This window comes from Streptomyces sp. NPDC003042 (assembly GCF_053591315.1).
In genome coordinates this window covers 22,022-33,693 of sequence record NZ_JBSFTP010000080.1, presented here as the reverse complement: position 1 = coordinate 33,693, position 11,672 = coordinate 22,022, and the positions used below count along the sequence as shown (strand labels likewise).

The 11,672-nt window shown below is 74.0% G+C and carries 11 protein-coding genes and 2 pseudogenes; 4 read left to right on the top strand and 9 right to left on the bottom strand.

The annotated features are described in order from the left end of the window. Together ACWDYJ_RS29635 and ACWDYJ_RS29630 are read right to left on the bottom strand one after the other, a co-directional pair. On the bottom strand, positions 1–511 hold a 511-nt coding region (locus ACWDYJ_RS29635; protein WP_451568651.1), incomplete at its 3' end, for a phage holin family protein. Positions 512–722: 211 nt separating this feature from the next. Beyond that, entirely contained in the window at positions 723–1,127 is a 405-nt protein-coding gene (locus ACWDYJ_RS29630) for a hypothetical protein (RefSeq protein ID WP_451568650.1), read from the bottom strand. 121 nt (positions 1,128–1,248) lie between these two features. On the opposite strand from ACWDYJ_RS29630, the gene ACWDYJ_RS29625 reads away from it, so the two are divergent. Beyond that, complete coding sequence (locus ACWDYJ_RS29625; RefSeq protein ID WP_451568649.1) at positions 1,249–2,025, top strand: MBL fold metallo-hydrolase; 777 nt, start codon at positions 1,249–1,251, stop codon at positions 2,023–2,025. Positions 2,026–2,027: 2 nt separating this feature from the next. Further along, on the top strand, positions 2,028–2,684 hold the full coding sequence (locus ACWDYJ_RS29620) for a DedA family protein (protein WP_451568655.1): 657 nt from the start codon (positions 2,028–2,030) through the stop codon (positions 2,682–2,684). Positions 2,685–2,701: 17 nt separating this feature from the next. Here ACWDYJ_RS29620 and ACWDYJ_RS29615 read toward each other — a convergent pair whose 3' ends face one another. The 4 genes from ACWDYJ_RS29615 to ACWDYJ_RS29600 all read right to left on the bottom strand — a co-directional run bounded on the left by ACWDYJ_RS29615 (position 2,702) and on the right by ACWDYJ_RS29600 (position 6,531). After that, a complete protein-coding gene (locus tag ACWDYJ_RS29615) occupies positions 2,702–3,382 on the bottom strand; it encodes a formylglycine-generating enzyme family protein (RefSeq protein WP_451568654.1) in 681 nt (226 codons plus the stop codon). Positions 3,383–3,414: 32 nt separating this feature from the next. After that, positions 3,415–4,554, bottom strand: a complete 1,140-nt coding sequence (locus tag ACWDYJ_RS29610) for an MBL fold metallo-hydrolase (RefSeq protein ID WP_451568648.1) — start codon at positions 4,552–4,554, stop codon at positions 3,415–3,417. A gap of 40 nt (positions 4,555–4,594) precedes the next feature. Continuing rightward, positions 4,595–5,836, bottom strand: a complete 1,242-nt coding sequence (locus ACWDYJ_RS29605) for an aminotransferase class I/II-fold pyridoxal phosphate-dependent enzyme (RefSeq protein ID WP_451568653.1) — start codon at positions 5,834–5,836, stop codon at positions 4,595–4,597. A 122-nt stretch (positions 5,837–5,958) separates the two neighbouring features. Continuing rightward, positions 5,959–6,531 carry a TIGR03086 family metal-binding protein gene (locus ACWDYJ_RS29600; protein ID WP_451568647.1) on the bottom strand — a complete coding sequence of 191 codons (573 nt, stop codon included), beginning with the start codon at positions 6,529–6,531 and terminating at the stop codon, positions 5,959–5,961. A gap of 201 nt (positions 6,532–6,732) precedes the next feature. On the opposite strand from ACWDYJ_RS29600, the gene ACWDYJ_RS29595 reads away from it, so the two are divergent. Next, positions 6,733–7,557: a class I SAM-dependent methyltransferase gene (locus tag ACWDYJ_RS29595; protein ID WP_451568646.1), complete on the top strand. Its 825-nt coding sequence runs from the start codon at positions 6,733–6,735 to the stop codon at positions 7,555–7,557. Positions 7,558–7,632: 75 nt separating this feature from the next. Here ACWDYJ_RS29595 and ACWDYJ_RS29590 read toward each other — a convergent pair. The 3 genes and pseudogenes from ACWDYJ_RS29590 to tnpA form a co-directional block, all read right to left on the bottom strand. Then, a pseudogene (locus ACWDYJ_RS29590) lies at positions 7,633–7,743 on the bottom strand (DUF6025 family protein); the annotation flags it as partial. 255 nt (positions 7,744–7,998) lie between these two features. After that, the gene (locus ACWDYJ_RS29585) at positions 7,999–10,005 is read right to left on the bottom strand and encodes a DUF5107 domain-containing protein (RefSeq protein ID WP_451568645.1); all 2,007 of its coding nucleotides are present in this window, start codon (positions 10,003–10,005) and stop codon (positions 7,999–8,001) included. Positions 10,006–10,048: 43 nt separating this feature from the next. Then, positions 10,049–10,426, bottom strand: a pseudogene (gene tnpA, locus ACWDYJ_RS29580) (IS200/IS605 family transposase); the annotation flags it as partial. 26 nt (positions 10,427–10,452) lie between these two features. Between tnpA and ACWDYJ_RS29575 the strand changes: the two are divergent. Then, the gene (locus ACWDYJ_RS29575) at positions 10,453–11,667 is read left to right on the top strand and encodes an RNA-guided endonuclease InsQ/TnpB family protein (RefSeq protein ID WP_451568644.1); all 1,215 of its coding nucleotides are present in this window, start codon (positions 10,453–10,455) and stop codon (positions 11,665–11,667) included. Positions 11,668–11,672 lie beyond the last annotated feature (5 nt).

Genomic DNA, 11,672 nt, shown 5'->3' with positions numbered 1-11,672 from the left:
ACGTGCGCGGTCGACGCGCTGGCGGTGAACCTGTTCGGCCCGGCCAGGTGGGCGGAGGCGGGGGCGAGGTCGGTGCCGGCCCCAGCCGGCGGCGGCGCCGGTCGGCGAGCCGGTACAGCCGGCGCCGGTACGCCTCGTCGTCGCGCACCGCGAGCGCGGTGGAGGTGGCCGACGCCACGGCGGACATCACGGCGGCGACGACCACCGCCGTCTCGGGGGCCGCCGCTCCGCGCCCGTCGGGGATGAGGCTGAGCGCTATCAGCAGCAGCGAGCCGTTGAGGAAGAAGACGAGCAGCCCCAGGACCAGGGCGGGCACGAGCAGCAGGGCCCGTACGACCACCGGCCACACCAGCGCGCTCAGCAGGCCGAAGGCTCCGGCGCCCCATGCGGCGGTCAGCCCGATCCGGGTGACGCTGTCACCGTCGGCCGACTGAAGGCGGAAGTCGGGCAGGATCCCGGCGAGCGCGAGCATCGTGAGCGTGGAGACGGCCCACACCAGCACCACCCGCATCAGTGCGCTGCCCGCGGCCCGCCACCGCCCTCGCCCTGGCCCTCGCCCTCGCCCTCGCCCTCGCCACACGCCGTACCGCCTCGTGTCCCGGTCCGCGCCCCGCCCGCGGTCCCCTCGTCAGCGTCGCACAGGACGGCGGACCCGTCCGGGCGACACGGACGGCGCACGGAGGTGACGACGGTGGCGTGCGCGGGCCGGGATCCTCCGTCCGCTACGTGCCGTCGTAGCCGGCGGTGGGCATGGACAGCCGCCGGTGCACCTCGGCCTTCATCGCGGAGGTGTACCGCGGCTCGTCGAGGCCGGCGGTCTCCAGCCGTACGCCGCGCCGTTCGCACTCGGCCGTGAACTCCTCCACGGAGCGCAGCGCACGGGCCAGCACCCGCTGGTTGGGGGCGACGAACAGGTCGACCTGCCCGGCGTCCACGTCGCACCACAGCCCGCAGTGGTCGGCCCGCAGCCCGTAGAAGAGCAGATGCCGGGTGACCACGTAGCCGCGCTCCGCGGCCCAGCGCGCGCACATGGCGTGCTGGCCGCGAGTGTCCACGGCGAAGGGATCGGCGTCGAGTTCCTCGAGTGGGGTCAGGCTGGCGATAGCGGCCACGCGCAGCTCATCCATGGCGCCCGACCCTACTCCGATCCGCGCCGCCGGAGGAGGGGCCCGTCTTCCGCTTCCGCGCGGATCGCCCGGAGAACCCCTACGCTCGACGGACGGTGGGTCGAGGGAGGGGAGGTCCACGGTGTCGGTGGAGATCACCTGGTGGGGCCATGCCACGTGCACGGTGCAGGACTCGGGGGTGCGGCTGTTGACCGACCCGCTGTTCGCCCGGAGGTTCGCGCATCTGCGGCGGCGGCGCGGGGCGGTGCCCCCGCCGGAGGCGGCGGAGGCGGATGCGGTGCTGGTGTCGCATCTGCACGCTGATCATCTGCATCTGCCGTCGCTGGCCCTGGTGCCGCGCGGCACCCGGCTCGTGGTGCCGCGCGGGGCGCGCCGGGAGGTGCCGGGGCTGGCGCGGCTCGCGGGGTTGCGGGGGCTGGTGGTGACGGAGTTGGAGCCCGGCGACGAGCTGACCCTGCGGGACGGTGTACGGGTACGGGCGGTCAGCGCCCGGCACGACGGGCGGCGGCTGCCGTTCGGGCCGCGTCGGGCGCCGGCGCTGGGGTACGTGGTCCAGGGCGCGACGCGGACGTACTTCGCCGGGGACACCGGCCTGTTCGACACGATGGCCGAGGAGGTCGGTCCGGTGGACGTGGCGCTGCTGCCGGTCGGCGGCTGGGGGCCGTACCTGGGACCGGGGCATCTGGACGCGGAGCGGGCGGCCAGGGCGCTGGCCGAGCTGGCGCCCGCGGCGGCGGTGCCGGTGCACTACGGGACGTACTGGCCGATCGGGATGGACGCGGTGCGGCCGCACGAATTCCATGCCCCGGGTGAGGAGTTCGCCCGGCGCGCGCTGCGGCTCGCGCCGAAGGTGACGGTACGGGTGCCCGGCCACGGCGAGCGGGTGCGGCTGCCGTGACGCTGTGGCGGGAGGCGGCGGACGTCGTCGGCCGGGCCGTGCTGGTGCGAGACGTGCCGGAGACCACCCAGCAGGCGGTGGGCTACCCGGCGTTGTTCGTGCTGGTGGCGGTGGGCGCGCTGGTGCCGGTGATCCCGACGGGGGCGCTGGTGAGTTCGGCGGCCGTGGTGGCCTTCCATCACCAGTCACTGCCCTTCGGGGTGTTGCTGGTGTTCGGAGTTGCCGCGTCGGCGGCGTTCGCCGGGGACGTCGCGCTGTACTGCCTCGGGCGGCGCGGGGTGCGCTCGCGGGGCGGGTCGCGCTGGCTGGAGTGGCTGCGCGGGCGGGCCACGCCGGAGCGGCTGGCGCGGGCGCGGACCCGACTGGACGAGCACGGCGTCCTGGTCCTGGTGCTGTCCCGCCTGCTCCCGGCGGGCCGGATCCCGGTGATGCTGGCCTGCCTGCTGGGCGGCATGCCGCTGCGGCGCTTCGTCCGGGGCGACGCACCGGCCTGCCTGGCGTGGGCGGCGACGTACGGCCTGATCGGGATCGTGGGCGGATCGCTGTTCGACGAGCCGTGGCAGGGCGTGGCCCTGGCGGTCGGCCTGACCGTGCTGATCAGCGTGGCCCCGACGCTGTGGCGCCGGGTGCGGGCGGCCGGGGATCCGGAGGAGAACTGACGCGGTGCGCGGGGACGTCAACGGGTGAGGGAACGCGCCACGCGGAAGCCGACGTCGTCGACCTGGTAGCTCGGGTGGCTGCGGCGGCGGGCGGAGGCGCGGATGCTCCAGTGCTCGTCGAACCAGCCTCCGCCGCGCAGCACCCGGTAGCCGCCGTAGACCTCGGCGTCGTAGACGTCCCAGCACCAGTTCCAGACGTTGCCGAGCATGTCGTGGAGTCCCCACGGGTTGGGCCGCTTGCCGCCCACCTCGTGGATGCGCTCGTCGGAGTTGCCGCGGTACCAGGCGATCTCGTCGAGCGGCCCGTAATGCGGTCCCGTCGTACCGGCGCGGCAGGCGTGCTCCCACTCGGCTTCTGTCGGCAGCCGGTATCCGTCGGCGGACGCGTCCCACTCGACCTCGGTGCCTTCGCCGCCGGCCCGGAGGTGGTAGGCGGGCGTGATCCCCTCACGCAGGGAGAGGGCGTTGCAGAACCGGACCGCGTCCCACCAGGAGACGCCCTCGACGGGCAGCCGGTCCCCGGCGGCGGTGCTCGGGCGCAGGCCGGTGACCTGCCCGTACAGCTCCTGGGTGACCGGGAGGGCCCCGAGCCGGTACGGCGCGAGCTCCACGGGCCAGCTGCGCCGCGTCCGCCGGTCCGACAGGGTGACCTGCCCCGACGGGACGGCGATCATCTCGTTTTCCGCGCTCGCGTCCATGAACACCAGAGCGTACGACACACGTTCTTCCGCTACGCCGCCTTCCACGCCGCGCCGCCGAGCACCCGGGAGGCCCCGATCGGCAGGTCCCACAGGTCCTCGCGCGGCAGTCCGGCGCGGGCCCAGGCGGCGCGGGCGCGGTGCAGGGGCTCCAGGACCGGTTCCGCGGAGAGGACGAAGGTGGCCCAGTGCATGGGCGCCATCCGGCGGGCACCGACGTCGAGGCAGGCCTGTACGGCTTCCTCCGGGTCGGCGTGGACGTCGCCGAGCCACCAGCGCGGGGCGTAGGCGCCGATCGGGAAGAGGGCGAGGTCGATGCCGGGCCGGCGGCGGCCGATCTCGCCGAACCAGTGTCCGTACCCGGTGTCGCCCGCGAAGTAGACCTTCCGGCCGCTCGCGGTGTCGGTGAGCACCCAGCCGCCCCACAGGGTCCGGCAGGTGTCCAGCAGGGACCGCTTGGACCAGTGGTGCGCGGGGACGAAGTCGAAGCGTACGCCGCCCAGTTCCGCCGCCTCCCACCAGTCGAGTTCGGTGACCCGGGTGAAGCCCCGGCGGCGGCACCAGCGGGCGAGTCCGGCGGGGACGAACAGGGCGGTGTGGCGCGGCAGCCGCTTGAGGGTGGGGGCGTCGAGGTGGTCGTAGTGGTTGTGGCTGATCACCACCGCGTCCACCGGCGGCAGGTCCTCCCACCGCACGCCGACCGGCGTCATCCGGGCGGGGGTGCCGAGGATCCGGCGGGACCAGACGGGGTCGGTGAGCACCGTCAGCCCGCCGACCCGGAGCACCCAGCTCGCGTGGCCGGCCCAGGTGACGGACACCGTCCCGGGGGTCGCGGCGGGCAGGGGGGCCGGCTCGTACGGCAGGTCGGGGATGCCGCGCAGTCCCTCGGGGCCGGGCCGGAACGCGCCCTCGCGGGCCAGCCGGGCCAGGGCCCGGACGCCGGGCAGCGGGGTGGTCAGCCGGTCCTCGAACGAGCGGGGCCACAGCCTCGGTTCGCCGAGGGGGCGCGGAGCGGGGGCGAGCGCCTCGGGGGCGAGCGCTTCGGGGGCGAGCGCTTCGGGCGCGGGCGCCGTCGGCGACGCGGGTGGCAGCACCGGCCGGGCCGGTGGGCGACGGGACGCGGTGGCGCGTCGCGCGAGGTCGGTCACGGGGGCGTCCACCTGGTCCCTCATCGAGAAGTCTCCCTTCACCGGCGGCGGTTCGGCCGGCGGCTCAGTCGGCCAGCCCGGCCAGGACCGACCCGAGCAGGTCCAGCGCGCCCCGGACGTGAGGCAGTTCCAGCGGCTCGCGGGCGGTGAGCGCGGCCAGCCGCTCCTGCGGCGTGGCCCCCAGCAGCGGCCCGGTCGACAACCGGACGCGCAGCGCGCCCAGTTCGTCGGCGAACCGCTGTCCACCGGGTGTGGGCGCGCCCAGCCGGCCGCCGAGCCAGTCCTCCAGTTCCATCGCGTCGCCCACCCCGTGCCGGGCGAGCCCCGCGCGCAGCGGGGTCAGGTCGGCGTACAGGTGCCGTCCGGCCTGCGGGGGCCGGGCGAGCGCCCCGGCGGCCAGCAGTTCCCGGTGTGCGGCGGCGGCCACGACGCCGTGCAGGGCGGCCGCCGCGTAGGCGCGGGCGGCGACCGCGTCGGGTTCGTCCAGGGCGTGCGCGGCGGCCCCGGCGACCGGGCCGGCGACGAGGGCGCCGGTGGCGGTGAGGACGTCGAGGGTCCGGGCGCGCAGCCAGGTGCCGCGCGGGGTGGCCGGGAAGCGGACCACGGCGGCGGGCCACCCGGCGGGCAGCAGCGCTCCGGACAGGTCGACGAGGACGGCGGCCTGGTCGGGGAGCATCTCGGCGGGGCTGAGGACGAGGGTGTCGTGCGGTCGGTGCACGGTGTCGCGCCAGCTCTCGTCGCTGACCACGAACAGCCCGGCCGTTTCCGCCGCCTCGCAGGCCTCGCGCAGCAGCTCGGGCGGTGGCACGGTGGCGGTCGGATCGTCGGCCACCGACAGCAGCAGCACCCGCGGGTCGCCGCCCTCGGCGCGTACCCGCCGTACGGTCTCCAGCAGGGCGTACGGGTCCGGTACGCCGCCGCACTCGGCCGGGGTGGGCACGTGGTAGGCCCGCCGTCCCAGCAGCCGCACCTGCGGGGTCCACCAGGCGGGACAGGGCCGGGGAAGCATCACGTCACCCCCGTACGCGCCCAGCAGCGCCATCAGCAGGGCGGGCGCGCCGGGTCCGGCGGCGACGTTCTCGGGGGCGGTGGCCAGTCCGCGCCGTGCCCAGTGCCGACAGGCGGCTTCGCGTACGGGCTCCCCGCCGCCGGGGGGCTCGGGGGCGGCGCGGTCCGCGGCGGCGGCCAGGACGGCGGTCAGCTCGGGCAGGACCGGCAGGCCGGGCTGGGGCGCGGGGGGACCGTAGCGGACGGGACCGCGCCCCTCCGGCGCCGGGCGCCGCGCCCCCGCGAGCCCGTGCGTCATGCCCTCGGCCGTCCCCGCCACCGTGCCCGCCTTCCGCCGCCGCCACCGACCGCCTGTCCCGGCCCTGCTCCTACCTCGCTCTCCCCCTGCCCTTTATACGATTGATCACCCCGCTATGCCCGTCAGCCCTTCCTTCCGAGCAGGGCCAGCAGACGGGTCTGCGCGTCGGCACCCGCCGGCACCTCCAAGGGCGCGGCGTACATGCCGCTCGCGGCGAGCGAGTCGGCGTACGGCATGACCTCCTTGATCGAGAACTCGACGAGGCCGTCGGGCAGCCGGTCGTCCGCGCCGATGGCCCGTGAGAGGTCCCAGGTGTGCACGACGCAGTCCGCGGTCAGCTCCGAGCAGTAGGCCGACGCGCACGTGGGCCCGTACGAGAGCGTGACGGTCCGCTCCAGCGCGCCGGGCGCCGCGAAGGCGGCGTGCGCGGCGGCCGAGGCCTTGTCCCAGGCGGCCACCGGGTCCTCACCCAGCACGTCGCCGGAGAACCGGTCCCCGACCTCCTCCACCGTGCGGCCGTCGCTGACCAGCGGCGGAATCCACAACTGCTCGCCGGTGACGTGGTTGACCAGGTCCCGCACGCTCCACTCGGTGCAGGGGGTCGGCGCGTCCCACTGGGTGTCCGCGACGGCCCGCACGCGCTCACCGAAGAGCCGCAGAGCCGCGGCGTGCTGTTCCAGCAGCGTGTCCGGCATGGATCTCACCGTCCTCTGGCAGGTTGGCCACGTTGCGGGCTCCCCCTGGCGCCCACTGTCCTCGTCCCTGCCATGCCCTGCCACCGACCTCGACAGCGCGCTTGCCCCGCAGAGGCCGTGTCCATATTCCAAAACGCCTATCTCACATCACGGGCGGATCGCCTACGGTGATCACAACGCTTCGACGAGGAGGGTTCCGCCATGAACGACGCCCGCGAGACCGCCGTCTACACCCACGGCCACCACGAGTCGGTCCTGCGCTCGCACCGCTGGCGCACCGCCGCCAACTCGGCCGCGTACCTGACCGGCGAACTGCGCCCCGGCACGAGACTGCTGGACGTGGGCTGCGGCCCGGGCACGATCACGGCGGACCTCGCGGAACGGGTGACCCCGGGCGGCGGCCGGGTCACCGCGGTCGACGCGGCGCCGGACGTACTGGCCCAGGCCCGCGCCTACGCGCGGGAGCGGGGCCTGGCCGACGTCATCGACTTCGCCACGGCGGACGTCCACGCCCTCGACTTCCCCGCCGACTCCTTCGACGTGGTCCACGCCCACCAGGTACTGCAACACGTCGGCGATCCGGTACGGGCGCTGCGCGAGATGCGCCGGGTGTGCCGGCCGGGCGGGATCGTGGCCGTACGGGACGCCGACTACGCGGCGATGACCTGGTACCCGGCGACGCCGGGCCTGGAGGAGTGGCTCGCCCTCTACCGCCGGGTCGCGCGCGCGAACGGCGGCGAACCGGACGCCGGGCGCCACCTGCTGTCGTGGGCCCGGGCGGCGGGCTTCACCGAGATCCGCGCGTCCGCGACGGCCTGGTGCTACGCCACCCCTGAGGAAGTCGCCTGGTGGTCCTCCCTCTGGGCGGACCGTACGACGGCCTCCGCGTACGCGACCATCGCCACGGACGGCGGCCACGCCACCCCGGCCGACCTGACCGCCGCGGCCCACGCCTGGCACGCCTGGGGCACATCTCCGGACGCCTGGTTCTCGGTCCTGAACGCCGAACTCCTCTGCCGAGCGTGACGTGTCCCCCCACCCCCGCCGCCGCTCCGCCCACGGCGCGGGCGTGCGCCGCCGGGCGCGGCCGGGCGAGCTGCTGGGCGGGCACAGCATGAAGACCCGCGCGGGCAGCCGTACGAAGGCGGTGGGGGTGGCCTCGTCGAAGTGCCGCACCAGCGGGTCGGTGATGGCACGCAGCGAGCGCACCATCGGCGGCGGGCCAGGTAGCCGCCGCGCCGGGGCGTGTCTGTCCAGCAGCGCGGCTCCACCAACGCGGGCACGGTCGGCATCGCCGTCTCGGCGAGGGGTCCGGGCCGAGGGGTGGCGGTGGCCGTCGAGCACGTAGCCGTCGCCGTCCGGCCGCAGACCAGCGCGGCCCACCTCGCCGAGTGCGCTGGATCATGGGGAGTACTTTCGTTTCGCAAGGTGTTCGCACCCGGTGGGGCGTGTCCCATTGGACCCCGGTCAGGCGCCGCCCGCTCCACAGATCTGCTCGGACACGTCCTGGCCGAGCGGTCGCATCCGGAAGTCGTACGCCGCCGGCAGCGGTTGGTCCGTCAGCGCGGCCCACACCTGCGACAGCACCTCCTCCCCCTCCCGCAGATCGGCCAGCTCGAAGCCCTCCTCGAAGATCCGCCGGGCGGCGCCCACATGCCCTTCCGCCGCCAACAACCGCGCGGCGAGCAGCCGGAACCGCCCCTGCTCGCGCAGCACCGGACGGAGCCCGTCCCAGACCGCCCGGGCGCCGGCCGCCCGCCCGGCGGCGAGCAGCGCGGTCATCGCCTCGCGTCCCAGCGCGGACTCGGCGGCCGTCCAGGCCTCACCGCCACGGCTCTCCTCGGACAAGTCCGCGAAGGCCTCCGCGTACCGCTCGGCGGCCCGCGCCGCGTCACCGGCCAGGGTGTCGGCCACCGCCAGGCAGCGCAGCAGCGGCCACCGCGAGGGGGCCAGCGCCAGGCCGCGCTCCCAGCTGCGTACGGCCTGTGCGACGTCACCGGCATGCCACTGGGCCACACCCAGGTGGTACTCGGTCAGCGGGTCCGCCGGGGCCGTCTCCAGCATGTCCCGCCAGTGCGCGGCGACCAACGCGGACCCCGGCGGGGTCGTCTTCGGCGGCTTGGGGAAGACGCCGGTCCGCCACAGCTCCAGCCACGGCGCCTGGGCCTCGCCGAGGGTGGATTCCTCGAACGGGGTGCCCGGCAGCTCGAAGCCGCGGCACAACACCTCCAGCGCGCCCCATCCGGCGCCCATGGCCAGCCGCTCCCCCGGCTCGGTGTCGGCGCACCCGCGCCACGCCTCGTACGCCGCTTCGAGCACCCCGGCCGGCAGCGCGGCGTCCAGTGCCGCCGAGGCCGCGCCGCGGGCCGCCGTCCAGTCGGCGCCGTGCACCGTCGAGGGTTCCGCGGCGAGCGGGCCGTACGCCTCCAGCCAGCTGAACTCCGCCCCGCCCTCCAGCCGTACGTGCTCCAGCTGGGTCCGGGCCAGCCCGGCCTGGATCTCGGCGTAGCCGCCCGTGCCGGACTCGGTCAGCCATTCCTGCCAGCGCCGGCCGCCGGCGCCCGCGCCCCATACGAACAGCTTGCGCCCGCGCAGCCGCGCCGTGGAGGTCTGCACGAGCCCCTGTCCGGCGGCGTCGAGGGAGGCGATCCAGGGCCGGACGCCGTCCTGGACCTCGTAGAAGAAGTCGGCCGGGTAGTCGCTGCGCAGGGGGTACGTGCGGTCCGCGCCCTGCCACTGCGGTACCGGGACACGGCGCAGGGAGCGCTCGTACCCGAAGTGCCAGGCCTCGTCGGCCGGGGCGAGCACCCGTGTGCCCGCGTCCTCGGGGACGGCGGTGTTGGACCACCAGTACACGGGGGCGGGCCGCTCGTGCGGGTTGCGGACGCGGACGCCGACGTAGAGGAAGTCCGAGTCCTCGGGCAGCCACAGGTCCACCTGGAACGGGAGGTCGCGCAGCCGCTCCCACTCCCACAGCCGCACCATCACGCCGCCGTCGGGCCCGGGAACGAGCGCGGCGTGCAATGGCATACACGACAGTGCAGTGTGACCGGTGGCACCGATGTTCCACTCGATGCCACCGGAGAACCAGGCGCCGTTGAGCGCGAAGGCGGTCGGCTGGAACACCGGGTTGCGGTAGAGCAGTTCACGCCCGGTCGGCAGGTGCACGAGCGAGTGGATCCGCCCGCCGAGTCCGGGCAGGACGGTGACCCGCAGCCGCCCGTTGTCGATGACGATCGACTCGAACTCCCGCTCCGCGCGCTCCCGTCCGTACCCGTCACGGATGGGGACCGGCAGCAGCGAGCGCAGCGGCTCGTACCCGATCTGCCGTGCCATGTCACGCGGCAGATTGTCACGTGACCGGTCATCCAGTACGTGCACCCCGGCGGGTGCGCGCAGGGCCGGCAGGGGGTTGTCGGGACCCAACGCGGCCGCGGGAAGGGTCAGTGAAGCGCGCAGAACGGTGGTGGCCATCCCTAATCTTCGCAGGGAATCCCGGGCTTCAGGCCGGACGGGAATGCGACGGGGACCAGAAGGCGGAGCCTGTCCCGATCCGCTTAATGCGACCGGTGTACTCGGCTCGCAGGTATCGGGATGAGACGCCCTTGAGGGAGTTGACCAGCTTGGAGAGCTGTACTTTCGGCGGGTAGTGCAAGAGCAGGTGCACGTGGTCCTCTTCGCCGTTGAACTCGCGCAGCTCGGCCTCGAAGGATTGACAGACGTCTCGCGTGATCTCTTCGCAGCGCGACAGCATCTCGTCGTTGAAGACGCCGTGCCGGTACTTGGTGACGAATACCAAATGCACGTGCAGGTTGTGGATGACGTGGTTTCCCCTATGGACATCCGGATCCGTTTCCCAGCGGGGTTTACATCCGCCAACGGTAGTCTGATCCACGGATTCGACCGAAGGGGGTGGGCTGGATGATCCGTGCGTACAAGTTTCTCTTGCGGCCCACCGTGGGCCAGGCGATCGCGCTCGGCGAGATGCTGCGGGATCACTGCTCCCTCTACAACGGTGCGCTGCAGGAACGCCGTGACGCCTACCGGCACTCCTCGAAGACGAGCATCAAGTACGGGATGCAGTCCGGGCAGCTCAAGGAGATCCGGGCGTTCGACCTGGAGCGTCAGGGCCGCTGGTCATTCAGCTCGCAGCAGGCCACGCTCCGCCGCCTGGACAAGGCGTTCGCCGCGTTCTTCCGCAGGGTGAAGGCCGGGGACAAGCCCGGTTACCCGCGCTTTCGCGGCGTGAACTGGTTCGACACGGTGGACTTTCCCAAGGACGGCGATGGCTGCCGCTGGAACAGCACCCCGCACGAGACGGTGACCAGAGTGCGTTTCCAGGGTGTCGGGCACGTCAAGGTCAACCAGCACCGCGCGGTCCTCGGCAAGGTCAAGACCGTCAGTGTCAAGCGCGAGGGCAAGCGCTGGTATGTGGTGCTGACCGCCGAGCAGGACCAGCCCGAACCGCTCCCCGCGACCGGCAGTACGGTCGGCATCGACCTCGGCATCGCCTCGTTTCTCACCACTTCCAACGGCGTGCATGTGGAGAACCCGCGCCACGCCCGCAGGTCCGCCGCGAGGCTTGAAGCAGCGCAGCGGGTGCTGAGTCGCTTCCCGCGCCGCAAGGCCAAGGACCGCACCAAGAATCACCAGCGGGCCGTGGAGAAGGTTGCGGCCCTGCACGGCAAGGTGCGGCGCCAACGGCTCGACCACGCACACAAGACCGCGCTCGGCCTGGTCCGCGAGCACGACTTCATCGCGCACGAAGACCTCAAGATCCGCAACATGAGCAAGGCCCCCGCAGCCAAGCCCGACCCCGGGATGCCCGGCAGCTTCCTGCCCAACGGGGCAGCGGCCAAAGCGGGCCTCAACCGTTCAGTCGCTGATGCCGGATGGGGGGTGTTCCTCGCGATCCTGAACGCAAAGGCTGAGAGTGCCGGGCGGGAAGTGAGGGCCGTGGACCCCCGCAACACCTCCCGGCGGTGTCCCGAATGCGGGCACATCGCCAAGGAGAACCGGCCCACACAGGAGAAGTTCCACTGCCAGGCGTGCGGCCACACCGCGCACGCCGACACAGTCGGAGCACTCAACGTTCTACGGGCCGGGCTGGTCCGTCGCGAAGCCCAACCGGCATAGCGAGA